Annotated in this window: 26 protein-coding genes; 16 read left to right on the forward strand and 10 right to left on the reverse strand. The window is 60.0% G+C overall.

Going from position 1 to position 21,727, the window contains the following annotated elements:
- Positions 1-9 precede the first annotated feature (9 nt).
- Positions 10-270 carry a DUF2007 domain-containing protein gene (locus tag EQV97_RS19260; RefSeq protein ID WP_045059251.1) on the reverse strand — a complete coding sequence of 87 codons (261 nt, stop codon included), beginning with the start codon at positions 268-270 and terminating at the stop codon, positions 10-12.
- A gap of 12 nt (positions 271-282) precedes the next feature.
- On the reverse strand, positions 283-465 hold the full coding sequence (locus EQV97_RS19265; RefSeq protein WP_122838762.1) for a CPXCG motif-containing cysteine-rich protein: 183 nt from the start codon (positions 463-465) through the stop codon (positions 283-285).
- A gap of 139 nt (positions 466-604) precedes the next feature.
- Between EQV97_RS19265 and EQV97_RS19270 the strand changes: the two genes are divergently transcribed.
- Entirely contained in the window at positions 605-1,768 is a 1,164-nt protein-coding gene (locus EQV97_RS19270) for a 1-acyl-sn-glycerol-3-phosphate acyltransferase (RefSeq protein ID WP_205940063.1), read from the forward strand.
- A gap of 38 nt (positions 1,769-1,806) precedes the next feature.
- Here the strand turns inward: EQV97_RS19270 and EQV97_RS19275 are convergent, their stop codons facing one another.
- Positions 1,807-2,085: a hypothetical protein gene (locus tag EQV97_RS19275; protein WP_045059248.1), complete on the reverse strand. Its 279-nt coding sequence runs from the start codon at positions 2,083-2,085 to the stop codon at positions 1,807-1,809.
- 194 nt (positions 2,086-2,279) lie between these two features.
- Between EQV97_RS19275 and EQV97_RS19280 the strand changes: the two genes are divergently transcribed.
- Positions 2,280-2,486, forward strand: a complete 207-nt coding sequence (locus tag EQV97_RS19280; RefSeq protein ID WP_122838833.1) for a hypothetical protein — start codon at positions 2,280-2,282, stop codon at positions 2,484-2,486.
- A gap of 58 nt (positions 2,487-2,544) precedes the next feature.
- On the opposite strand, the gene EQV97_RS19285 is transcribed toward EQV97_RS19280, so the two are convergent.
- Positions 2,545-3,129, reverse strand: coding sequence for a YajG family lipoprotein (locus EQV97_RS19285; RefSeq protein WP_122838760.1), 585 nt, complete (start codon positions 3,127-3,129; stop codon positions 2,545-2,547).
- 195 nt (positions 3,130-3,324) lie between these two features.
- On the opposite strand from EQV97_RS19285, the gene EQV97_RS19290 reads away from it, so the two are divergent.
- Both EQV97_RS19290 and mqo read left to right on the forward strand, forming a co-directional pair.
- Entirely contained in the window at positions 3,325-3,558 is a 234-nt protein-coding gene (locus EQV97_RS19290) for a hypothetical protein (protein WP_045059246.1), read from the forward strand.
- A gap of 732 nt (positions 3,559-4,290) precedes the next feature.
- The gene (gene mqo / locus EQV97_RS19295) at positions 4,291-5,799 is read left to right on the forward strand and encodes a malate dehydrogenase (quinone) (protein WP_045059245.1); all 1,509 of its coding nucleotides are present in this window, start codon (positions 4,291-4,293) and stop codon (positions 5,797-5,799) included.
- Positions 5,800-5,852: 53 nt separating this feature from the next.
- Here mqo and EQV97_RS19300 read toward each other — a convergent pair whose 3' ends face one another.
- The 4 genes from EQV97_RS19300 to EQV97_RS19315 all read right to left on the reverse strand — a co-directional run bounded on the left by EQV97_RS19300 (position 5,853) and on the right by EQV97_RS19315 (position 7,876).
- Positions 5,853-6,140 carry a PA4642 family protein gene (locus EQV97_RS19300; protein ID WP_122838759.1) on the reverse strand — a complete coding sequence of 96 codons (288 nt, stop codon included), beginning with the start codon at positions 6,138-6,140 and terminating at the stop codon, positions 5,853-5,855.
- A 63-nt stretch (positions 6,141-6,203) separates the two neighbouring features.
- The gene (locus EQV97_RS19305) at positions 6,204-6,689 is read right to left on the reverse strand and encodes a hypothetical protein (RefSeq protein ID WP_225569546.1); all 486 of its coding nucleotides are present in this window, start codon (positions 6,687-6,689) and stop codon (positions 6,204-6,206) included.
- A gap of 152 nt (positions 6,690-6,841) precedes the next feature.
- On the reverse strand, positions 6,842-7,315 hold the full coding sequence (locus EQV97_RS19310) for a WbuC family cupin fold metalloprotein (protein WP_045059242.1): 474 nt from the start codon (positions 7,313-7,315) through the stop codon (positions 6,842-6,844).
- Between the two features lie 3 nt (positions 7,316-7,318).
- The gene (locus EQV97_RS19315; RefSeq protein ID WP_007905841.1) at positions 7,319-7,876 is read right to left on the reverse strand and encodes a hypoxanthine-guanine phosphoribosyltransferase; all 558 of its coding nucleotides are present in this window, start codon (positions 7,874-7,876) and stop codon (positions 7,319-7,321) included.
- A gap of 163 nt (positions 7,877-8,039) precedes the next feature.
- Here EQV97_RS19315 and upp point away from each other — a divergent pair, with 163 nt between their 5' ends.
- Both upp and EQV97_RS19325 read left to right on the forward strand, forming a co-directional pair.
- Positions 8,040-8,678, forward strand: a complete 639-nt coding sequence (gene upp / locus EQV97_RS19320; protein ID WP_045059241.1) for a uracil phosphoribosyltransferase — start codon at positions 8,040-8,042, stop codon at positions 8,676-8,678.
- Positions 8,679-8,680: 2 nt separating this feature from the next.
- On the forward strand, positions 8,681-9,955 hold the full coding sequence (locus EQV97_RS19325; RefSeq protein WP_045059240.1) for a uracil-xanthine permease family protein: 1,275 nt from the start codon (positions 8,681-8,683) through the stop codon (positions 9,953-9,955).
- Between the two features lie 113 nt (positions 9,956-10,068).
- On the opposite strand, the gene hemH is transcribed toward EQV97_RS19325, so the two are convergent.
- Both hemH and EQV97_RS19335 read right to left on the reverse strand, forming a co-directional pair.
- Positions 10,069-11,094: a ferrochelatase gene (hemH, locus tag EQV97_RS19330; protein ID WP_240889543.1), complete on the reverse strand. Its 1,026-nt coding sequence runs from the start codon at positions 11,092-11,094 to the stop codon at positions 10,069-10,071.
- Positions 11,095-11,107: 13 nt separating this feature from the next.
- Positions 11,108-12,010 carry a TIGR01777 family oxidoreductase gene (locus EQV97_RS19335; RefSeq protein ID WP_240889544.1) on the reverse strand — a complete coding sequence of 301 codons (903 nt, stop codon included), beginning with the start codon at positions 12,008-12,010 and terminating at the stop codon, positions 11,108-11,110.
- Positions 12,011-12,205: 195 nt separating this feature from the next.
- On the opposite strand from EQV97_RS19335, the gene EQV97_RS19340 reads away from it, so the two are divergent.
- From EQV97_RS19340 to EQV97_RS19385, 10 genes are all read left to right on the forward strand, one after another.
- Positions 12,206-13,192: an NAD(P)/FAD-dependent oxidoreductase gene (locus EQV97_RS19340; RefSeq protein WP_045059237.1), complete on the forward strand. Its 987-nt coding sequence runs from the start codon at positions 12,206-12,208 to the stop codon at positions 13,190-13,192.
- The gene (locus tag EQV97_RS19345) at positions 13,189-13,404 is read left to right on the forward strand and encodes a TIGR02450 family Trp-rich protein (protein ID WP_122838753.1); all 216 of its coding nucleotides are present in this window, start codon (positions 13,189-13,191) and stop codon (positions 13,402-13,404) included. The genes EQV97_RS19340 and EQV97_RS19345 overlap by 4 nt, the downstream gene beginning before the upstream one ends.
- A gap of 273 nt (positions 13,405-13,677) precedes the next feature.
- Positions 13,678-14,637: a DUF523 and DUF1722 domain-containing protein gene (locus EQV97_RS19350; protein WP_122838752.1), complete on the forward strand. Its 960-nt coding sequence runs from the start codon at positions 13,678-13,680 to the stop codon at positions 14,635-14,637.
- A complete protein-coding gene (locus EQV97_RS19355; protein WP_122838751.1) occupies positions 14,637-15,578 on the forward strand; it encodes a MerR family transcriptional regulator in 942 nt (313 codons plus the stop codon). The genes EQV97_RS19350 and EQV97_RS19355 overlap by 1 nt, the downstream gene beginning before the upstream one ends.
- Before the next feature lie 20 nt (positions 15,579-15,598).
- On the forward strand, positions 15,599-17,044 hold the full coding sequence (gene phrB, locus EQV97_RS19360) for a deoxyribodipyrimidine photo-lyase (RefSeq protein WP_225569550.1): 1,446 nt from the start codon (positions 15,599-15,601) through the stop codon (positions 17,042-17,044).
- Positions 17,045-17,113: 69 nt separating this feature from the next.
- Positions 17,114-17,896, forward strand: a complete 783-nt coding sequence (locus EQV97_RS19365) for an SDR family NAD(P)-dependent oxidoreductase (protein WP_240889546.1) — start codon at positions 17,114-17,116, stop codon at positions 17,894-17,896.
- A complete protein-coding gene (locus EQV97_RS19370; protein ID WP_240889548.1) occupies positions 17,893-19,140 on the forward strand; it encodes an FAD-dependent oxidoreductase in 1,248 nt (415 codons plus the stop codon). The genes EQV97_RS19365 and EQV97_RS19370 overlap by 4 nt, the downstream gene beginning before the upstream one ends.
- Complete coding sequence (locus EQV97_RS19375) at positions 19,137-19,952, forward strand: DUF1365 domain-containing protein (RefSeq protein WP_122838748.1); 816 nt, start codon at positions 19,137-19,139, stop codon at positions 19,950-19,952. Before EQV97_RS19370 ends, EQV97_RS19375 begins: the two co-directional genes overlap by 4 nt.
- Positions 19,939-21,210 carry a cyclopropane-fatty-acyl-phospholipid synthase family protein gene (locus EQV97_RS19380; RefSeq protein WP_122838747.1) on the forward strand — a complete coding sequence of 424 codons (1,272 nt, stop codon included), beginning with the start codon at positions 19,939-19,941 and terminating at the stop codon, positions 21,208-21,210. The genes EQV97_RS19375 and EQV97_RS19380 overlap by 14 nt, the downstream gene beginning before the upstream one ends.
- Positions 21,203-21,706, forward strand: a complete 504-nt coding sequence (locus EQV97_RS19385) for a DUF2878 domain-containing protein (RefSeq protein WP_225569554.1) — start codon at positions 21,203-21,205, stop codon at positions 21,704-21,706. The genes EQV97_RS19380 and EQV97_RS19385 overlap by 8 nt, the downstream gene beginning before the upstream one ends.
- The last annotated feature ends 21 nt before the right edge of the window (positions 21,707-21,727 follow it).

A 21,727-nucleotide genomic window follows, 5' to 3' on the forward strand; every position in this document is an offset into this window, starting at 1 on the left:
AACGCCAGCCTAACAGACCAGCGTGCCGGGGAAACTCTCCGGTTCATCCCCGGGCAGCGGCAGCGCGGCATTGTAAGCGCTGATCAGCTCACGCGCGTAGGCCGCCTGGTCATTGTCAACCGACAGCCCGAGCAACCCGTAGATGGGCAATTCTCCCGTACCTCCGACCAGGTCCCGCCCCACCAGGTGGGCCTCGATCCCCTCGCTGGCCAGCATGCCTTGCAGCAACTCCCCTTCCATCAGGTTTTCCGGTTCGTAGATTCGCTGCATGTCATGCCCCTTTCACTCGTTTTCGCTATGGACTTCCAGCAACCATTCCTGACCATCGGTCTGCAGTACAAAGGTTATCGGGCGACAACACACCGGACAGTCCTCGATATAGGTCTGATCCCCACCGGACAAGTCCAGTACAGCCTCGGCTTGCTCACCACAATATGGACATTCGTAGCGCTCGGTTTCCAGCATCGCGGTCTCCCAGGTGACTTGTGCGTATAATCGCCGGTCTATTTGCAGGGCTATTTTTGTCTGTCTATTTTTCAGACCGTGCCCCGTTGGTTTGATCAAAACCTTTACTTACCCTAGCCGTTTCCAACAAGAGAGCATGATGGGCGAATTCGATACCATCCGACCTTACGACGACAGCGAAGTCCCGGCGGTGCTGGCACGGCTGCTCAGCGACAAGGCGTTTCTAGATATCCTCACCCACTTCCGCTTCCCGCGCTTTGCCGGAGCCCTTGGCTGGGCGCTCAAACCTCTTATAGCTCATCGGTTGCGGCGTGAGTTCGCCGGCGTGAATTCAGTAGCAAGCCTGCAGGATAAAGTCGAAGTGTATGTCGACCACACCATTGAGCGTGCTACCGACGGCGTCACCTACAGCGGCGTCGAGCAATTCAAGTCCGGCAGCGCCTACCTGTTCATCGCCAACCACCGCGATATCGTGATGGACCCGGCTTTCGTCAACTATGCCGTGTACCACGCGGGACTGCCGACCCCACGTATCGCGATTGGCGACAACCTGCTGCAGAAACCCTTCGTCAGCGACCTGATGCGCCTGAACAAGAGCTTCATCGTGCATCGCTCGATCACCGGTCGCCGGGAAAAGATGGCGGCGTACCAGTTGCTCTCGGCGTACATCAATCACTCGATCCGCAACGACTGCGCCTCGATCTGGATCGCCCAGGCTGAAGGTCGGGCCAAGGATGGTGATGACCGGACCGAGTCGGCGATCCTCAAGATGTTTCACATGAGCCGCAAGGACGAGCCGTTCGGCGAGGTCATTCGGTCTCTGAACCTGACTCCGGTATCGATCAGCTACGAATATGACCCCTGCGACCAGGCCAAGGCCCGCGAACTGTACATACGCGCCACCACTGGCACCTACACCAAGGTGCCGGGCGAGGATGATGTCAGCATTGCCAAGGGAATCACCGGGTACAAGGGCCGAGTGCATGTGAACTTTGCAGCGCCCATCACCCAGGTCTTCGACGACACCAAGCAATTGGCGATCGAGATGGACAAGCAGATCCTCGGGGGGTATCGGCTGTTTCCGGTGCATTACCTGGCCTACGCCCAATGGCAGGACGCGGATCCGCAACTGCAGGTGCCAGACGCGGCCAAGGTATTCGCGGCGGATGAGCTGGCCAAGGCTCGGGAGGAGTGGCAGCGGCGCCTGGACGAATGCCCTGCGGACCATCGTCCGTACCTTATCCAGCAGTATGCGACGCCGGTGCGTAATCAGTATCGGGTCAAGGCCGGATTGCCCCTATAGGCAGGAGCTGCCGCAGGCCGCGATCTTCTCTTAGAGGTTCAAAACTGCGTGCTGACCCACGACACGACCAGCGCCAGCGCCAGGCATGCAAAACCAAAGCGATAGAAAAACCGGTTCATGCGCAAGGTCGCCCAATCCAGGGTCGGCTCCACGCTTGGCCGGCTCTGGCGCTGGGCCTCGATACTGGCCAGTGCGCGCTGCTCGCGGCGACGGGTGGCATGCAGCAGCCAGCTGCCCGGGAAGGCGAGCAGCAGGGCCAGCAGGTTGATCAACTTGGCGGGATGGGCGATAAACAGCGTCATCAAATGCAGCGACATCACGAACCTCTGGCGAATCGGATATGGCAAGTCGCCAGATCGACGACTGCGGCGCGGATTCTACCGAAAGGCCGCCCACCTGCCCCCACCTTTCCGACAAATAACGAAAAACTGAGCAAATGCTGTTCTGTGTCACGGCGACGTCATCTGACTGGGTCAGTCTGGCGCCCCTCGAAACCGACACGGAAAACGTCATGCTGCACGCCGAAAACCAGGATCGCCTCTACCTGATCGCCCCAAGCGAAGAACAGCAGAACCTTGTGGGAAGCCTGTCCTTTAATGTCCAGGACCGCCACTGGCTGGTGTATTGCGCATTGGGCGGGCATCAGCATGAGGACTTGCCTGAGACGGATTTGCTCACGGGGATCAGCGTGCTGGATTTCTATTCCCAGGCGGCCTGACATAAAAATGCCCGGTCCATTTCTGGTCCCGGGCATGTTTTTTCCATCTCGCGAACGCTTATTGGCCCAGCACCTGACCCACTGTCGGGTCTTTGAACAGGCGCGTCAACGCATCGCTCAACACATCGCTGACCAGCTTGGTGTTGGTTTCCTGATTAGGTGCCATGCCGAAACGCTGGTCCAGGGAGGCGCCGTAGCGACCGCTGTAGCGACGATTGGCATTCTGCACATCGGAACGGAACGTGGCGCCGATAGTAGCCTCGGTCACGTACATGCCTTCCTTGGGCGACTGATACTTGAGCTCGGCCAGGGTCACAGTCAATTGCGGCGCGTTATTGGCGCTGGAAACCGGGGTGAAGCCCAGCAAACGCACGGCTGCTTCAGCCTGGGCCTGCAACTTCGGCAGGATCTGCGCACCTTGCACGGTGATCGCGCTGGTCTCCGGGTACATGCCACCGCGGGTACCCAGGGTTGGCGAAGGACGGCCATCCACCACCCGCACCACCACCTGCTGGCCATGGCCAACGGGCGCGAGCTGCGTGGTCAGCTTCGGCTCCGGGCTCAGTTGTTGCGGGCTGTGGGCGCAGCCGACGAGGGTCAAACTGGTCACAGCGATCAAACCGAACAACAAGCGTTGCAACATGCTCTTCTCTCCAGAATCAGGCACAAACAAGGTCGCAGTATAGCTGTGCGCCATGACAGGGAACCAGCGCCACAAATAAGGAAAAGCCTGAAGTGCATTCAGGAATCATTGTCTGTCACACACCTGTCATCGCTCATACACCGTCCCGTCACCGCTCAATGCCAACCTTCAGGCAACCCCAGGAGGAATCTTGCCATGCGCTTTCTCATTTCGCTGTTCGCCCCCCGCCCCCTGCACCGCTGTTTTGCCCTGCTCGACCGCCAGGGTCGCTGCCAGGCGTTCAAGCAGTGCAGCCTCCAGCCAATGGGGGACGGCTGGGTCGAAATCGACGAGATCCGCCTCAACTGGTTGCACCAGCCACTGCCTCAAAGTGCCCGGGTGATCCAGCGTCAGCCACGTGCGCGGGCGCCGCGTATGTTGACCACCTGACCGGACGCCGAACAAAAGTCATAAAACACGACCATTTCCCTGCGTTTCTTCGCTACAATCTCCCCCCGATTATAAGGACGTCTCCTGATCGGGCCCCGCAACATTGTCAATGCGCCTGTATTGACCCTCGACATCGCCCACAGAGAGCCGCCCACACAGATCGAGTGAAGCTGGCGTGCTGCTGTTTCCTGAGCAAAACCCCTACTTTTCGCGAATCTGCAGAGCTGTCGTTACGCTCGGTCACTGAGCTGTTTGCCCGTTTTGCCTGTCATGCACTCCATGAAGGCGATCCAGGCACGGTGCCAGGCTGGGACAGCCCTTTTTGAGGTTCACGTCTTCAAAAGAGCGTGAAAAAAACGGGTTTTCACAACTTCACAAGAGTGTGGCGAGCAAATGAATAGTTTTGCGTCTGAACATGCACCATTAGCGTCTGAAACAGCCCAACGACACAGGACCGAGTACTCCTCGAACACCGGAGCCTGAAGCCTGTCCGCTACGGATTTGGTTGCACAAACGGATGTATCGACCATAAGTCGAATTGCCTCCCGCGCGCTGAAATGAGTTCATGTAGCTCATAGGCCCGGCCGGTAGCGTCCGTCGAAGTTGCGATAAATTGCGAAGATTCGGACATGGAGATCCTGGCCATGAGTACCTGGGGCATCACTGACACGCCCCGGAACACCTGGCAGCCATGCCGACAATTTGGTGCTGCAGATTTTGGAGACGCGTTAAATGGCGCATAACGAAGCAGTCGACGTAGTACTGGTAGGGGCCGGCATCATGAGTGCCACCCTGGCCGTACTGCTCAAAGAGCTCGACCCCGCAATCAAGCTGGAAGTCGTCGAGCTGATGGATTCCGGTGCCGCGGAGAGTTCCAACCCGTGGAACAACGCCGGTACCGGTCATGCCGGGCTGTGTGAGCTTAATTACACGCCGCAGGCCGCCGACGGCACCGTCGACATCAAGAAAGCCGTGCACATCAATACCCAGTTCGAGGTGTCGAAGCAGTTCTGGTCCTACCTGACCCGCAAAGGCACGTTCGGCTCATGCAAATCGTTCATCAGCCCGGTCCCTCACCTGAGCTTCGTGCAGGGTGACAGCGGCGTGTCTTTCCTCAAGGAACGTTTCAACATCCTGAGTAAGCACCACGCGTTCTCGGACATGGAATACACCGAAGACAAGGCCACCATGGCCGAGTGGATGCCGCTGATGATGCCCGGCCGTCCAGCCGGCGAAGTGCTTGCCGCCACTCGCGTGATGAATGGTACCGACGTCAACTTCGGCGCCCTGACCAATCAATTGCTCAAGCACCTGACCAGCGCACCCGATGCCCAGGTCAAGTACTGCAAGCGCGTTACCGGTCTCAAGCGTAATAACGGCGGCTGGACCGTCAGCATCAAGGACGTCAACAGCGGCAGCACCCGTGAAGTCGACGCCAAATTCGTCTTCCTCGGCGCGGGCGGCGCGGCCCTGCCGTTGCTGCAAGCGTCCGGTATCGAGGAAAGCAAAGGCTTCGGCGGCTTCCCGATCAGCGGCCAGTGGCTGCGTTGCGACAACCCGGAAGTGGTCAAGCACCACCAGGCCAAGGTCTACAGCCAGGCTGCCGTGGGTTCGCCGCCAATGTCCGTGCCGCACCTGGACACTCGCGTGGTCGACGGCAAGAAGTCGCTGCTGTTCGGACCTTACGCCGGTTTCACCACCAAGTTCCTCAAGCACGGCTCCTTCATGGACCTGCCGCTGTCGGTTCGCGCCGGCAACATCGGCCCGATGCTGGCCGTGGCGAAGAACAACATGGACCTGACCAAATACCTGGTCAGCGAAGTGATGCAATCGATGGAACAGCGCCTGGAATCCCTGCGCCGCTTCTACCCTGAAGCGAAAGCCGAAGACTGGCGCCTGGAAGTGGCCGGCCAACGGGTGCAGATCATCAAGAAGGACCCGAAAAAAGGCGGCGTCCTGCAGTTCGGTACCGAGCTGGTTGCAGCCAGGGACGGTTCCCTGGCAGCACTGCTGGGTGCTTCGCCGGGCGCATCGGTGACTGTTTCGATCATGCTCGAGCTGATCGAGAAGTGCTTCCCGAACAAGGCGTCCGGTGAATGGGCGGCCAAGCTGGCGGAAATTTTCCCGGCTCGGGAAAAGGTTCTGGAAACCGATGCTGCGCTGTATCGCAAGATCAATGCGCACAACAACGTTGCGCTGGAACTGGTTGAAGCCAGTAACGAGACCGAAAGCTACGCTTGATTCGGCCTCACAAAAAAACGCCCCATTGGGGCGTTTTTTGTTGGTAACAGATGTTAACCGCGAGCTTTTTCGATCAGCTCGATGTATTCGGCCGCGTTGCGCTGATCCTTGATCACCGCAACGAAGTCATTGCCCTGCTCATCCTTGCCATCGAGGTCATGCCCGGCCTCGACGAAAAACGTCAGGAAGCGCTCGAAATCATCGATGCGCAAGCCGCGGTAGGCCTTGATCAGTTTGTGCAGCGACGGCGAAGTGGCGTCGACCGGCTCGAAATCGAGGAACAACTTGATCTGCTCATCGCCAATCTCGTCACCAATCACTTGCTTCTTATCTTTACGCATTGCCGACTCCAGCTCGCAGACATTTCACGGGGCGGGCAGTTTACCCCTCACTTGGCGCCGTACTCAACGCGGACGAACGCTGCCCGTGTGCAGGTCGGCCCAAACGTGGCCGTTGGCGTAGCTGAGGAACTGGCAATACACGGTGTCGTTGCGCAACAAGTCGATCACCACCCGATATTGCGCCATTGGGTAGAAAAGCGTCAGGGTCTTGCTTGAGCCGTCGTAGGTCGGCTTCTTCAGGCTTTTGCTTTCGCCGTCGAAGTTGACCAGCACCTGATTGATGGTCGCACCTTTGTTCAAGGACTTGCCCTTGAGGCGGATCATCAGTGGCGAGGTGACGGGAATGGGCTGCTGGTTCGACTGGCGCTGGCTGCCCACCACCACCGAGTACTCGGTGACCTGGAGCAATTGCTGTTGCTCAGGTTCGGCGTCACGCACGTTCAGGTCATCGGGGGGCAGGAACTGCGAGTGCATCGGCGCAGGGGCTGCGGCCAGGGGCAGGCTTGCGGTCAGTAACAGGACGGCGCAGCTGCGAATCAAAAGGCTCATGACGGGCTCCGAAGAAGAGGCCAGCACTTTAGCATGAGCCAACATCATTCATTGTGAGAGCGAGCCTGCTCGCGATAGCGTCAGGCCAGGCGACATCTACGCGGCTGACACACCGCTATCGCGAGCAGGCTCGCTCCCACAGGGATCGAAGATCAATCGAACTGCGCGCGCATCCAGGCGTGGTATTCGGCCACACCTGGCTCGCCTTCACGGGGAGCCCAATCCGGGAGTTCGCCTTCACCTACCGGGCGATACGGGCCGGCCTTGCACTCGAACATCAGGCTGTCGGCTTCCAGCACCACCAGGCCATGAAACACGCCCGTGGGCAGGTCAACGCCAATGCTGTCGCCACCCGCCTGGAGGATACGCTTGCTCACCACCGCTCCGGACTCATCAAAGATCAACAGCCCGAGACGCCCCTTGAGTACCAGCAGGGTTTCCGCCTTGTTGTCACCCAAATGCCGGTGAGGCGGAATGTATGTGCTCGGCTGCAGACCTACCGCCATGCGGTGGCAGGCATCTTCCATCTGATGAAAGTTATGATGCTGGCGCCCGCGCGGATTCGCCGCCGCTTTCTCGGCCAGTTCAGCGAACAGCGTGTTATCAAGAAAGCTCGGCGTGGTCATTGCTTACATCCCCTTGACGGCAAAAATCCCATTGGCGTTGCGCCAGTAACCCTTGTAGTCCATGCCGTAACCGAAGATGTAGCGGTCGATGCACGGCAGGCCGACAAAATCGGCCTTGAGGTCCGGACGGGCCTTGCGGTCGTGGTCCTTGTCGATCAGCACGGCGGTGTGCACCTTGCGCGCTCCGGCGTGCTTGCAGAAGTCGATGATCGCTCCCAGGGTATGACCTTCATCGAGGATGTCGTCGATGATCAGCACGTCACGGTCGATGAACGACACTTCCGGCTTGGCTTTCCAGAACAGATCGCCACCGCTGGTTTCGTTGCGATAACGGGTGGCGTGCAGGTAGGACGCTTCCAGCGGGAACTGCAGGTGAGTGAGCAGCTTGCCGGCGAAAATCAGGCCGCCGTTCATCACGCAAAACACCACCGGATTGCTTTCAGCCAGTTGCTCGTTGATGTGCGCACCGACGCGGGCGATGGCCGCCTCGACTTCAGCTTCGGTGTACAGGCAGTCAGCCTCTCGCATGATTTGACGGATATGCTCGAGATCAGCGGACATGGCGCTCTCCAAGGGTGGCGGATTCGGGAAAAGCGGGCAAAGGTACGCATCAAGCCAGGCCAGATCAAGCGTTTGTGGACTAACGTACTCTATGTCTATAGGACAACACCCTCGGATAGATTAATCTAGGCCGGTTTTTTTGCCCGCCGCCGGAGCTTTTCCCATGCCCATCCTCGAGATCCGCCATCCGCTGATCCGTCATAAACTCGGCCTGATGCGCCGTGCAGACATCAGCACCAAGAACTTTCGCGAGCTCGCTCAGGAAGTCGGTGCCCTGCTGACCTATGAAGCCACCAAAGACCTGCCCCTGGAAGCCTACGATATTGAAGGCTGGTGCGGCACCGTGTCGGTCGAGAAAATCGCCGGCAAGAAAATCACCGTGGTACCGATCCTGCGCGCCGGCATCGGCATGCTCGAAGGCGTACTCAGCCTGATCCCGGGCGCCAAGGTCAGCGCCGTGGGCGTGGCCCGCAACGAACAGACGTTGCAGGCTCACACCTACCTGGAAAAACTGGTTCCGGAGATCAACGAGCGCCTGGCGATGATCATCGACCCGATGCTGGCCACCGGCAGCTCCATGGTTGCGACCATCGACCTGCTGAAGAAAGCCGGTTGCCGCGACATTCGCGCCATGGTGCTGGTTGCGGCGCCCGAAGGCATTGCCGCTGTTGAGAAGGCTCACCCGGACGTGACCATCTACACCGCTTCGATCGACGAAAGACTGAACGAACACGGCTACATCATCCCGGGCCTGGGCGATGCCGGTGACAAGATCTTCGGCACCAAGCAGAAGGACGCTTGAGCATGCAGGATGAGTTCAACGATCCGCTCTGGCGCACGGTGCTGTCCGGCGCGCAGATGCTGTTCGTGGCCTTCGGCGCCCTGGTTCTGATGCCTTTGATTACGGGTCTGGACCCTAACGTGGCGCTGTTCACCGCAGGGTTGGGGACGATCCTGTTCCAGATCGTCACCGGTCGTCAGGTCCCGGTATTCCTGGCGTCGAGCTTTGCCTTCATCACTCCGATCATTCTCGCCAAAGGCCAGTTCGGCCTGGCGGCGACCATGGGCGGCGTGATGGCAGCAGGTTTTGTCTACACCTTCCTCGGCCTCGCCGTGAAGATCAAAGGCACCGGCTTCATTGACCGCCTGCTCCCACCGGTGGTGATTGGCCCGGTGATCATCTCCATCGGGCTGGCCATGGCGCCGATTGCCGCCAACATGGCGATGGGCAAGGCCGGCGACGGTGCCGAGCTGATTCCTTACCAGACGGCAATGCTGATCTCGATGCCCGCCCTGCTCACCACCCTGATCGTGGCGGTATTCGGCAAAGGCATTTTCCGCCTGGTGCCGATCATCTCGGGTGTCCTGGTGGGGTTCGCCATGGCGTTCTATTTCGGCGTGGTCGACACCGCGAAGATTGCTGCCGCGCCCTGGTTCGCGATCCCGCACTTCACCGCACCGGAGTTCAACTGGCAGGCGATCCTGTTCATCGTCCCGGTGGCCCTGGCGCCAGCGATCGAACACATCGGCGGTGTCATTGCCGTCGGCAGCGTGACGGGTCGTGACTACCTGAAGAAGCCGGGCCTGCATCGCACCCTGCTGGGTGACGGCATTGCAACCACGGCAGCCGGCCTGTTCGGCGGCCCGCCCAACACCACTTATGCCGAAGTGACCGGCGCGGTGATGCTGACCAAGAACTACAACCCGAAGATCATGACCTGGGCGGCGGTCTTCGCGATCAGCCTGGCGTTCGTCGGCAAATTCGGCGCGCTGCTGCAAAGCATTCCGGTACCGGTGATGGGTGGGATTCTCTGCCTGTTGTTCGGCTCGATCGCGGCAGTGGGGATGAACACGTTGATTCGCCACAAGATCGATCTGGGCGAAGCGCGCAACCTGGTGATTGTGTCGGTGACACTGGTATTCGGGATTGGCGGGGTGCTGGTCGGCACAGGCACAGGGCCGGACGATTTCGGCCTCAAAGGCATTGCGCTGTGCGCGGTGGTGGCCATTGCCCTTAACTTGCTGCTGCCAGGGAATGACAGCTGGAAGCACAAAAAGGCGGATGAGCCTCTGCTGTAAGCCAGGCTTGAAATCGCCATCGCGGGCAAGCGTTGCTCCCACAGGTACTCAGTCGAACCACATGGATGCGCACTGACATGAATCTGTGGGAGCAAGGCTTGGCCGCAATGCTTTTACAGCGCCAAAGGCGCTCGCTCGCACAACGTGCTCAACGCCCTAGCCCACTGCGGGTCATCGTTCAGGCACGGCACCAGCACCAACTCCTCTCCCCCCGCTTCACGGAACTGCTCCAGCCCCCGGTCGCCGATCTCTTCCAGGGTCTCGATGCAATCGGCGACAAACGCCGGACACATCACCAGCACCTTCTTAACCCCCATTCCGGCCAACTCATCAAGGCGGGCTTCGGTGTAAGGTTCGATCCACTTCGCCCGACCCAGGCGCGACTGGAATGACACGGACCACTTGCCGTCCGGCAGCCCCATCCGTTTGGCGAACTCCGATGCGCTGCGCAGGCATTGGGCCCGATAACAGGTGGCCAACACTTCTGGCGAAGCGTTCCTGCAGCAGTCTTCATTCTTGAAACAGTGCTGTCCCGTGGGATCCAGCTTGGTCAGGTGGCGCTCGGGCAAGCCGTGAAAACTCAGCAACAGGTGATCGTAATCCTGCTCCAGGTATGGCTTGGCACTGGCAACCAGCGCGTCGAGGTACTCCGGCTGATCGTAAAAAGGCTGCAGCACCGAGAACTGCACATCCAGCTGGTGCTCGCGCACGACCCGCCGCGCCTCTTCAATCACCGTGGTCACGGTGCTATCGGCAAACTGCGGATACAGCGGTGCGAGGGTAATTCGCTTGTGGCCCTGAGCAACCAGTTGCAACAGTTTGGACTCGATCGACGGCTCGCCGTAACGCATGGCCAGCTCAACCGGCCCCTGGGTCCAGTGCGCAGTCATGGCCTGCTGCAGACGACGGCTGAGCACCACCAGCGGCGAGCCCTCCTCCCACCAGATCGAAGCGTAGGCGTGCGCCGACTTTTCCGGGCGCTTGATCAGGATCAGCGAGACCAGCAGGCGTCGCACCGGCCAAGGCAAGTCGATTACATACGGGTCCATCAGAAATTGATTGAGGTAACTGCGCACATCCGCCACCGAAGTGGAGGCCGGGGAGCCCAGGTTGACCAGAAGCAATGCGTGATCGGTCATGCAACGTCCTATTTCAAAGGCGGCTGGACAAGTCGTCCAAAGCCGCACGCAAATCGGTGAACTGGAAGGTGAAACCCGCTTCCAGCAAGCGGACCGGCATGGCCTTCTGGCCACCCAGCAACAACAGGGACATTTCCCCCAGGCACACTTTCAACGCCAGGCTCGGCATTGGCATGAACGCTGGACGATGCAGCACCGCGCCCAGGGTCTTGGCAAACTCGCTATTGCGCACAGGTTTCGGTGCGCAGGCATTATAAGGACCGCTGGCGGTGTTCTGGTGCAGAAGAAAATCAATCAGGCCGACCTGATCCTTGATATGGATCCACGGCATCCACTGCCGACCATTACCCAGAGGCCCGCCCATCGCGAGTTTGAAGGGCAGTAACAGGCGCGACAAAAAGCCGCCATCGGCCGACAACACCAACCCGGTGCGGATCAGGATAACGCGCAGGCCCAAGGCCTCGGCACGCTGGGCAGTTTCTTCCCAGGCAATGCACAGCTGACTGGCAAAATCGTCAATCACCGGTGCCGACTCCTCGGTCAACTCGCGCTCGCCTCCGTCGCCATACCAGCCGACCGCAGAACCGGAGATCAGCAGCGCCGGTTTCTGTTCACGAGTTTCCAGCCAAGCCAGCAAGGATTCGGTCAGGGTGATGCGGCTGCTCCACAACAGCGCCTTGCGTCTGGATGTCCAGGGTCGATCAGCAATGGGCGCGCCTGCCAGATTGATGATGGCATCCAAAGGTGCCTGCCCGAGGTCTTCCAGCCGGGCAATTCCACGGACCTGGGCGCCGCATATTTTCGCGACCTTTACCGGTTGGCGGCTCCAGACGGTCAGCGTGTGTCCCTGGCTCAACCAGTGTTGGCAGAGTTGGCGTCCTATCAAACCAGTACCGCCGGTCAGCAATATGTGCATGACTTCTTCCTCGCGTGGCCTTTTATCCTGCTCACTAGTCTATTTTTATAAGCAGGGATCTTTGGTATCGGGCAGTGTCTGTTTAAACAATAGGCCAACCTGTCAGAACTAGAACGCTAAAAGTTATACCAAAAAACAATATTGTACAGGTTTAAACCACGGCGTAGTCTGTACAGAAAGGTAAACGAGGCCCCTATGACTGTACCTATCGCAATCATCGGCACCGGCATCGCCGGGCTCTCCGCCGCTCAAGCCCTGACAGAGCTCGGGCATGTTGTTCAACTTTTCGATAAAAGCCGCGGCAGTGGCGGTCGCATGTCGAGCAAGCGCAGTGATGCGGGGGCTCTGGACATGGGCGCGCAGTATTTCACCGCCCGTGACCGCCGCTTCTCCACCGAAGTGCAGCGCTGGCAAGCCCAGGGCTGGGTCGCCGAGTGGACGCCACAGCTGTACACCTTCCACGGTGGCCAACTGAACCTGTCGCCGGATGAACAGACCCGCTGGGTTGGCACACCGCGCATGAGCGCCATCACCCGCGGCCTGCTGGGCGACCTGGAAGTGCAGTTCGGTTGCCGGATTACCGAGGTCTACCGCGGTGAACAGCACTGGCACCTGCAGGACGCCGAAGGCTTTACCCATGGCCCATTCAGCCACGTGGTCATTGCCACCCCCGCACCGCAGGCGACTGCCTTGCTCGCCTCGGCGCCGAAGCTCGCCGGTGCCGCCGCCGGGGTAAAAATGGACCCGACCTGGGCCATCGCACTGGCGTTCGACCAGCCGCTGGACACACCTATGGAAGGTTGTTTCGTGCAGGACAGCCCGCTCGACTGGCTGGCGCGCAACCGCAGCAAACCCGGGCGTGACACCGCGCTGGACACTTGGGTGCTGCACGCGACCAGTGCCTGGAGCCGGCAACACATCGACCTGCCCAAGGAAGCCGTGATCGAACAATTGCACGGCGCATTCGCCGAATTGCTGCACAGCGCCATGCCGGCGCCCACTTTCAGCCTGGCCCACCGCTGGCTCTACGCCCGCCCAGCCAGCAGCCATGAATGGGGCACCCTGGCTGACGCCGATCTGGGACTCTATGCCTGTGGCGACTGGTGCCTGTCGGGTCGCGTCGAAGGCGCCTGGCTCAGCGGCCAGGAAGCCGCCCGTCGTCTGCACGAGCACTTGCAATGAATCGCATCAACCCAAGTAAACTGCTGCTGTCGAAATGGACGGCAGCACAACCGCAACACCGCGAAAAACACTTTATGGTGACCGAGCTGTTCCGTGATGAGGAAGGTGTGGTGCTGGAAATTGAGTTGCAGGCGGTATTAACCAAACGCAATCAACGTCTGGATTGGCAAGCCCTGAAAAATAGCGATGCCTGGATTTTGGGCTGGAATTAACCCCTGCAGGAGCGAGCTTGCTCGCGAAGAAATCCAAGACGCCGCGTTCATCCAGATTCCCCACGTCGTTGTTCACCACCCTCGCGAGCAAGCTCGCTCCTACAGAGTCCTGGCGTTCAAACGCCGCCCGTGCCCCCCCCCCCGCCGGCAGCGCATGCATAAGCTCCTGACAAAACCTGTACAAATGATTTGACTTGTACAGCTTCGAATCTATGATGAAGTCATGTTGTACACATCTTCGGGTTTGTACAGGTCTGGATTCGAGGTGCCCTGATGTCCCACTCCGCCGTGAAACCGAAAATTGCCATCAGCGCCTGCCTGATGGGCGCCGAAGTTCGCTTCAACGGCGGACACAAGGAATCGCGGCTGTGCAGTCGCACTCTCACCGATTACTTCGAGTTTGTACCGGTCTGCCCTGAAGTGGCGATAGGCCTGGGTATCCCGCGCCAACCGATTCGCCTGATTGGCGACCCTGAACATCCTCAAGCAGTCGGCACGGTCAATCCGGACCTCAATGTCACTGAGCCGCTGGCCGCCTATGGCGAACAAATGGCCGCTGAACTGGGCGATATCTGCGGCTACATCTTCATGCAGAAGTCGCCTTCCTGCGGCCTTGACCGGGTCAAGGTCTACCATGCCAACGGTGCACCGGTAGATGGCGGCGGACGCGGCATCTACGCCCAGGCCTTTTGCGAGCGTCATCCGGATTTGCCGGTGGAAGAAGACGGCCGGCTCAACGATCCGGTACTGCGGGAAAACTTCCTGACTCGGGTGTTCGCCTATAGCGCCTGGCAACAATTACTGCGAGAAGGCCTGAGCCGTCGTGGCCTCACCGAATTCCACTCACGCTACAAATACCAGCTGATGGCTCATAACCCGGTGCAGTACAAAACCCTGGGCAACCTGCTGGGCACCATGGGTCAGACAGAGCCGGACACCATCGGCCCGCGCTACTTCAGCGAGCTGATGGCAGCCTTGAAAAAATGCGCCACGCGGCGCACCCACAGCAATGTCCTGCAGCACATCAGCGGTTATCTCAAACAGGCGATAAGCGCCGAAGACAAACAGGAAATGCAGCACGTTATTGGCCAGTACCGCCACGGCATCGTGCCATTGGTGGTCCCCATGACCCTGCTCAAGCACCACTTCCGCCAACACCCGGATCCTTACATCGCGCAACAGGTTTACCTGCAACCGCACCCGGAAAACCTCAGCCTGCGAAATGCGATTTAATGACTAACCAACTCGACACCAGCGCCAGCGAAGACCTCGGCGACGATTTCAAGAAAGCCTTGGACGAAGGCTGGCTGCCGATCCGTGAAGTGGCCCGGCAAACCGGCGTGAATGCCGTGACCTTGCGAGCCTGGGAACGGCGTTACGGCTTGATCGTGCCGCAACGCACGCCCAAGGGGCATCGGCTGTTCTCGGCTGAACATGTGCAACGCATCCTGACCATTCTCACCTGGCTCAATCGTGGCGTGGCCGTCAGCCAGGTCAAGCAACTGCTCGACACTCCACAAGTCACCAGCGAACCGATCGAAAACGATTGGCATGTGCTGCGCCAGACCTTGCTGCTGGCAGTCACCGGACTGAACGAACGGGCCCTCGACGACGCCGTCAATCAGGCGATGGCGCTGTACCCACCGCGAACCTTGTGCGAGCAACTGTTGCTGCCGCTGCTCAAGGAGCTGGAACAACGCTGGCAGGGCCAGTTTGGCGCGCAGATGGAGCGAGGTTTCCTTTACTCCTGGTTACGCAGCAAGTTCGGCGCGCGCATTTACCACAACAACCGGCAACTACGCAGCGCGCCTGTGCTGCTGGTCAATCAGTCAGACCTGCCACTGGAGCCGCACCTTTGGCTGACCGCCTGGCTCATCAGCAGCGCCGACTGCCCCGTCGAAGTTTTCGACTGGCCGCTACCGAACGGGGAGCTGGCCCTGGCGGTTGAACACCTGCAAGCCCGTGGCGTGCTGCTGTATTCCAGTAAAGCGATGAACCTGAGTCAGTTACCGAAACTTTTGAATGGCATCGGTTGCCCAAAATTGATCGCCGGACCGACCGTCTGCATTCACCACGTCGAGTTGTCCGCAAAAACCTCCGGTATTCCCGAGCTGTTCCTGGCCGAAGATCCCCTGTCGGCGCACCAGGAACTGATCCTGCGGGGGGTGATCTGATGAGCTCAACGGACACCCGCATGCAACTGATCTGGCTGCGCAGCGACCTGCGCCTGCACGACAACACCGCGCTCTCGGCCGCTGCTGCCCGTGGCCCGTGCGTGGCCGTCTACCTGCTGAGCCCGCAGCAATGGCTGGAGCACGACGATGCCGCGTGCAAGGTGGATTTCTGGCTGCGCAACCTGGCAGTGCTCAGCCACTCGCTGGGCGAACTGAACATACCCCTGCTGATCCGTACCGCTACCCACTGGCATCAAGCGCCACAAGTGCTGCTCGAGCTGTGCCAGCAACTGCAGATCGAAGCGGTACACGTCAACGAGGAGTACGGCGTCAACGAAACCGCTCGGGACGCTGCAGTGGCAGAGGCGCTCGAGGCCAAAGGCATCGATTGGCATAGCTACCTCGACCAACTGTTCTTCAAGCCAGGCAGCGTGCTGACCAAGACCGGTACTTACTTCCAGGTCTTCAGCCAGTTCCGCAAGGTCTGCTACGAACGCCTGCACCGCTCTTTGCCGGCCCGAGTCCCGGCACCCGCGCTACAAACCGCGCTGGACATCGAGAGCGACAAAGTCCCGGCCCAGGTAGAAGGCTTCGAAGCGCCTGGCGAACACTTGCGTTCGTTCTGGCCGGCGGGTGAAGCCGAAGCCCGGCGCCGCCTGGATGCCTTCGTCGATACCCAGATCGACTACTACAAAAGCGAGCGGGACTTCCCTGCCAAACCCGGTACCAGCCAGCTGTCGGCCTACCTGGCAGCCGGCGTGATATCCCCGCGCCAATGCCTGCACGCGGCCCTGCAAAGCAATCAAGGCGAATTCGAGAGCGGCAAGGTCGGGGCAGTCACCTGGATCAATGAACTGCTGTGGCGCGAGTTCTACAAACATATTCTGGTCGGCTACCCGCGGGTCTCTCGCCACCGGGCGTTCCGCCCGGAAACCGAGGCCCTGGCCTGGCGCGACGCGCCTGAAGAGCTCCTCGCCTGGCAGGAGGCACGCACCGGTTTGCCGATCATCGACGCCGCCATGCGCCAGTTGCTTGAAACCGGCTGGATGCACAACCGGCTGCGCATGGTAGTGGCCATGTTTCTGACCAAGAACTTGCTGATCGACTGGCGTGAAGGCGAGCGCTTCTTCATGCGCCATCTGATCGACGGCGACCTGGCGGCGAATAACGGTGGCTGGCAGTGGAGTTCCTCCACCGGCACCGACTCCGCCCCCTATTTCCGCATCTTCAATCCGCTGAGTCAGTCGGAGAAATTCGACACTGAAGGCCTGTTCATCAAGCAGTGGGTACCAGAACTGAACGGGTTGAATAAAAAGGAAGTGCACAACCCGGCCGATCTTGGTGGGCTGTTCGGCGTTGCCGACTATCCATCGCCGATCGTCAATTTGAGCACCTCGCGCCAACGGGCGCTGGCTGCATTCAAGAACCTGCCGTCGAGGCAGGACGCAGGAGGCGGCCATGCATGATGTAGCAGTGAGCCTTGCCACACAGTTTGCACTGGGCCCGGTGATCGCCGGGCTGCAAAGGAGGATGGGATGAGCCTTACACCTGCACGCCGTTATTGGTTGACCGGCGCCAGCAGCGGCATTGGCGCCGCATTGGCCGAAGAGATCCTCAAGACTGGCGCGCACCTGGCCGTCAGCTCGCGCTCCATGGCGCCGTTGAAAGCGCTGGCGCAACGGTATCCCGGTCAAGTCCTGATCGTGGCGGGCGACCTGACCAACAGCCAGACGGTCCGCGAGATAGGCGAGCAGATCACCGAGCAATGGGGGTCGCTGGACACCGTCATCCTCAATGCCGGCACTTGCGAGTATGTCGACGCCCAGCAGTTCGATGCCTCGATCATCGAATACGTGGTGCGCACCAACCTGCTCGCCAGTGCCTACTGCGTTGAAGCTGCGCTGCCCCTGTTGCGCGCGGGCACCGCGCCGCACCTGGTGGGAGTGGCCAGTTCGGTCACCTACCTGCCACTGCCACGGGCCGAGGCCTACGGCGCCTCGAAGGCGGGTTTGCGTTACATGTTCGAATCCCTGCGCATCGACCTGGCGCGCGAAGGCATCGAAGTCACCGTGGTCAGCCCGGGCTTTGTCGATACACCGCTGACCGCCAAAAACGACTTTCCGATGCCCCTCAGCTGGCCTGTGGATAAAGCCGCCCGGCATATTTTCGCCAAGCTGAATAACCGACCACTGGAAATCGCTTTCCCGGCGCTGTTCATGGCCGCCCTGTGGCCACTGTCGAAGATGCCCAACTGCGTCAAGCTGGCGATCGGCAAACGCATGGTGCGCAGCAATCCACCGATACAGGACATCCCGTGAAAATAGCCATCATTGGCAGCGGCATTTCGGGGCTGACCAGCGCCCACCTGCTCAACCGCAGCCACGAGATCACCCTGTTCGAAGCCAGCGACTGGATCGGCGGGCATACCCACACGGTGGATGTCACCGTGGATGGGCGCAATTACGCCGTGGACACGGGTTTTATCGTGTTCAACGACTGGACTTACCCCAATTTCATTCGCTTGCTCGGTTTGCTTGGTGTGCGCTTTAAACCCACCACCATGAGCTTTTCCGTGACCGACCCGGACAGCGGCCTGGAATACAACGGCAACAATTTCAACAGCCTGTTCGCCCAGCGCAGAAACCTGGTCTCCCCCGGGTTCTGGGGCATGTTGCGCGACATTGTGCGCTTCAACAAAGAGGCGCTGCGCGACCTGGAAGAACAACGGATCAGCGCTGATACCACCCTGGATCAATACCTCAAGGCCGGCAAATACGGCGAACGGTTCATCCTGCATTACATCGTGCCCATGGGCTCGGCGATCTGGTCGATGTCCATGGCGGACATGCTGGCTTTCCCACTGCAGGCGTTCGTGCGGTTTTTCAAGAACCACGGCCTGCTGTCGGTGACTCACCGCCCGCAGTGGCAGGTGATCGAGGGCGGCTCGAGCGCCTACGTGGCACCCTTGATCGCGCCAATGGCTGACCGGATCCGCGTCAACTGTGCGGTCACGCGAGTCGAGCGTGACGCCGACGGCGTCGTTATCCACAGTGCTGCCGGCGTCGAGCGCTTTGATAAAGTGGTGTTCGCCTGTCACAGCGATCAGGCGCTAAAACTGCTGTCCGCCCCGAGTGCCGCCGAGCAATCGATCCTCGGCGCAATGCCCTACGCCGATAACGAAGTGGTGTTGCACACCGATACTCGCCTGCTACCCGAATGCGAGCTCGCCCAGGCGGCCTGGAATTATCGGCTTGGAGGGCCCGGGCACACGTCAGCGGCCGTCACTTACGACATGAACCTGCTGCAGGGCATCGACAGCCCTACCCGGTTCTGCGTCAGCCTGAACCAGAGCGCCGGCATCAGCCCATTCAAGGTACTGGCCAAGTACACTTACGCCCATCCGCAGTTCAGCCTGTCTGCGGTTGCCGCCCAGGCTCGCTGGGAAGAGCTCAACGGTGCGAACCATACCTGGTACTGCGGGGCTTATTGGGGCAACGGATTTCATGAGGATGGCGTGGTCAGCGCACTGCGCGTGGCTGGCGCGTTGGGTGAAACCCTGTGAACAGCGCCCTCTACAGTGGCTGGATTGCTCACCGACGGTTCAGTCCGCGGCAGCACCAATTTCGCTACCGGATCGGCTTGCTCTACCTGGACCTCGACGAGCAGGACGCGGTACTCGCACTGTCGCCGCTGGCGGGCCGCAGCCGCCTGGCGCCGTTCTCGTTTCGTGAAGGTGATTATCTCAAGGCCTTTACCGGTACCGGCATGCGCTTGATCGACGCGGTGCGCCAACAGGTCGGCCAGGCCATCGGCCATGAGCCGCAAGGGTCGATCTGCCTGCTGACCCAAGTACGCAGTTGGGGCCTGGCGTTCAACCCGGTCAGTTTTTTCTACTGCCACGAAGCCGACGGCCAACTGGCGGCGATTCTCTGCGAAATCACCAATACCCCCTGGCGTGAACGCTATCACTACGTACTGCCGGCCAGGCCGCCGGAAAACCTTGGGGATTTCCATCAGCATTTCGCGGTGGCCAAGGCCTTTCATGTATCGCCTTTTTTACCCCGGGACCTCGAGTACCGGATGAGTTTCAGTCCTGCCGCAGCAAAACTGGGCGTGCACATGGCGGACTGGCAAGGCGAGCTGAAGTTGTTCGACGCCACGCTCAACCTGGAGCGCGAAGCCCTCGATCGCACCAGCCTGCACCGCTACCTGCGCCGCTTTCCATGGATGACCGGGAAAACCTGCCTGGCAATCTACTGGCAAGCCGTACGCCTGCTGTTCAAGGGCACCCCTGTTTTTGCTCATCAACCTGCCGATGGCAGTGTTCAAACCGCCACTGTTGTCCCCAAGGACTGCCGCCATGAAATCCTCTAGCGTTTCGGCCAAGGCCCCGTTGTTCAATACCAATGGCATCACAGGCCTGTTGTTGCGTCGCGGGGTACTGCGGCAACTGGCGCACCTCAAACACGGACAGCTGGTGGTCGTTGAAGACGGCGAGCGTCAGATGTTCGGCACGCCAGGCAGTCATTTGCTCGGTGAAATCCATATTCTCGACGCTGCGGCCTGGGGCCTGGTGGCGAGCAACGGCTCGATCGGCGCCGGTGAAGCGTTCATCCATGGTTATTGGAGTTCGCCGGACCTGACTGCCGTAGTGCGGGTCTTCGTCAGCAATCTTGACGTGCTGGACGCCCTGGAAGGCGGCCTGGCAAAGTTGGGGCGGCCGATGGTGCGCGGTTTGCACTGGGTCAACCGCAACACGCGCAAGGGCTCGCAGAAGAACATCGCCGCGCATTACGACCTGGGCAATGAGTTGTTCGAACAGTTTCTCGACCCGACCATGATGTATTCGGCGGCACAGTTCCTCACGCCCGAGGACACCCTCGAGCAGGCGCAGTTGAACAAGCTGGAACGAATCTGCCAGAAGCTTGCGCTCAAACCGACCGATCACCTGCTGGAGATTGGTACGGGCTGGGGCAGCATGGCGCTGTACGCAGCGCAGCAATATGGCTGCAAGGTCACCACCACCACACTGTCCAAAGAGCAGTTTGCATTTACCGCGCAACGGATCGAGGCGCTCGGGCTGCAAGATCAGGTCACGCTGCTGCTGTCGGACTACCGCGACCTCACTGGCCAATACGACAAGCTGGTGTCGATCGAAATGATCGAAGCCGTCGGCCACCGCTTTCTGCCGACTTACTTCAAGCAATGTGCGCAGTTACTCAAGAGCAACGGCCTGATGCTGTTGCAAGCCATCACCATTCGCGACCAGCGCTACGAGCAGGCCAAGAGCAACGTCGACTTCATTCAGCGCTACATTTTCCCCGGAGGCGCCCTGCCCTGCGTGCAGAAAATGCTCGAGATCGTCAGTCGCGACACCGACATGAACCTGCTGCACATGGAAGACTTCGGCCTGCACTACGCCAAGACCCTGCGCCTGTGGCACGAGAATTTTCGTCGGGCGCACAACCGCCTGAGCGAAATGGGTTACGACGATCACTTCCTGCGGCTGTGGGAGTTCTACCTGTGCTACTGCGAAGGTGGCTTCCTGGAACGCACCATCGGTACCGCGCAAATGCTGCTGGCCAAACCAGCGGCAATCACTGAGCCGCTGCTGGGTCGATTTGATGCTTGAGCGCTTTGCCAATGCCGTGCTCTTCCAGGTGGGCTGGTTTGCTTGCGTAATGGGTGGCGACAGTCTGTGGTTACTGGTGCCACTGGCGGCATTGGTGATCCATCTGCTGTGGATAAGTCGCTGGAGCGATGAAGGTCGCTTGATTCTCAGTGTGGTCCTGCTGGGGACCACAGTGGACAGCACACTGCGCTGGCTGGGGGTGTTCGACTTCACCGACGTCGCGCCATTGATCCCCCTGTGGCTGATGTTGCTCTGGGCACTGCTGGCCACGACCTTGCGCCACTGCCTGGCCTGGAGTGCAAAACCGTGGTGGCTTGCCAGCATTCTGGGCGGCCTTGGTGGGCCGCTGTCGTATTACGCCGGCAGCCAACTGGCCGGCGTGCAGTTTCCCTATGGACCCTGGCCGACCCTTGTGGGCATCGGCCTGCTCTGGGCGCTGCTGTTTCCGGCACTGCATTTCATGGCCCGACGGCTGGCGTCGAACACTCCATACTAAACGTCTGTCAGGGCTTTCACA

Source organism: Pseudomonas sp. TMW22090, assembly GCF_022496665.1.
Classification (GTDB): Bacteria; Pseudomonadota; Gammaproteobacteria; order Pseudomonadales; family Pseudomonadaceae; genus Aquipseudomonas; species Aquipseudomonas gregormendelii.

Excerpts from the sequence above, each read along its gene's own strand:
- EQV97_RS19310 (WP_045059242.1), bottom strand. The coding sequence starts at position 7,315 with ATGACCACGCCGAGCTTTCTTGATAACACGCTGTTCGCTGAACTGGCC.
- EQV97_RS19325 (WP_045059240.1), top strand. The coding sequence starts at position 8,681 with ATGCAGGATGAGTTCAACGATCCGCTCTGGCGCACGGTGCTGTCCGGC.
- EQV97_RS19335 (WP_240889544.1), bottom strand. The coding sequence starts at position 12,010 with ATGCACATATTGCTGACCGGCGGTACTGGTTTGATAGGACGCCAACTC.
- EQV97_RS19315 (WP_007905841.1), bottom strand. The coding sequence starts at position 7,876 with ATGTCCGCTGATCTCGAGCATATCCGTCAAATCATGCGAGAGGCTGAC.
- upp (WP_045059241.1), top strand. The coding sequence starts at position 8,040 with ATGCCCATCCTCGAGATCCGCCATCCGCTGATCCGTCATAAACTCGGC.
- EQV97_RS19290 (WP_045059246.1), top strand. The coding sequence starts at position 3,325 with ATGCGCTTTCTCATTTCGCTGTTCGCCCCCCGCCCCCTGCACCGCTGT.
- EQV97_RS19305 (WP_225569546.1), bottom strand. The coding sequence starts at position 6,689 with ATGAGCCTTTTGATTCGCAGCTGCGCCGTCCTGTTACTGACCGCAAGC.
- EQV97_RS19350 (WP_122838752.1), top strand. The coding sequence starts at position 13,678 with ATGTCCCACTCCGCCGTGAAACCGAAAATTGCCATCAGCGCCTGCCTG.
- EQV97_RS19270 (WP_205940063.1), top strand. The coding sequence starts at position 605 with ATGGGCGAATTCGATACCATCCGACCTTACGACGACAGCGAAGTCCCG.
- EQV97_RS19340 (WP_045059237.1), top strand. The coding sequence starts at position 12,206 with ATGACTGTACCTATCGCAATCATCGGCACCGGCATCGCCGGGCTCTCC.
- EQV97_RS19285 (WP_122838760.1), bottom strand. The coding sequence starts at position 3,129 with ATGTTGCAACGCTTGTTGTTCGGTTTGATCGCTGTGACCAGTTTGACC.
- hemH (WP_240889543.1), bottom strand. The coding sequence starts at position 11,094 with ATGACCGATCACGCATTGCTTCTGGTCAACCTGGGCTCCCCGGCCTCC.
- mqo (WP_045059245.1), top strand. The coding sequence starts at position 4,291 with ATGGCGCATAACGAAGCAGTCGACGTAGTACTGGTAGGGGCCGGCATC.
- EQV97_RS19385 (WP_225569554.1), top strand. The coding sequence starts at position 21,203 with ATGCTTGAGCGCTTTGCCAATGCCGTGCTCTTCCAGGTGGGCTGGTTT.
- EQV97_RS19260 (WP_045059251.1), bottom strand. The coding sequence starts at position 270 with ATGCAGCGAATCTACGAACCGGAAAACCTGATGGAAGGGGAGTTGCTG.
- EQV97_RS19265 (WP_122838762.1), bottom strand. The coding sequence starts at position 465 with ATGCTGGAAACCGAGCGCTACGAATGTCCATATTGTGGTGAGCAAGCC.
- phrB (WP_225569550.1), top strand. The coding sequence starts at position 15,599 with ATGCAACTGATCTGGCTGCGCAGCGACCTGCGCCTGCACGACAACACC.
- EQV97_RS19355 (WP_122838751.1), top strand. The coding sequence starts at position 14,637 with ATGACTAACCAACTCGACACCAGCGCCAGCGAAGACCTCGGCGACGAT.
- EQV97_RS19275 (WP_045059248.1), bottom strand. The coding sequence starts at position 2,085 with ATGTCGCTGCATTTGATGACGCTGTTTATCGCCCATCCCGCCAAGTTG.
- EQV97_RS19365 (WP_240889546.1), top strand. The coding sequence starts at position 17,114 with ATGAGCCTTACACCTGCACGCCGTTATTGGTTGACCGGCGCCAGCAGC.
- EQV97_RS19300 (WP_122838759.1), bottom strand. The coding sequence starts at position 6,140 with ATGCGTAAAGATAAGAAGCAAGTGATTGGTGACGAGATTGGCGATGAG.
- EQV97_RS19345 (WP_122838753.1), top strand. The coding sequence starts at position 13,189 with ATGAATCGCATCAACCCAAGTAAACTGCTGCTGTCGAAATGGACGGCA.
- EQV97_RS19380 (WP_122838747.1), top strand. The coding sequence starts at position 19,939 with ATGAAATCCTCTAGCGTTTCGGCCAAGGCCCCGTTGTTCAATACCAAT.
- EQV97_RS19280 (WP_122838833.1), top strand. The coding sequence starts at position 2,280 with ATGCTGCACGCCGAAAACCAGGATCGCCTCTACCTGATCGCCCCAAGC.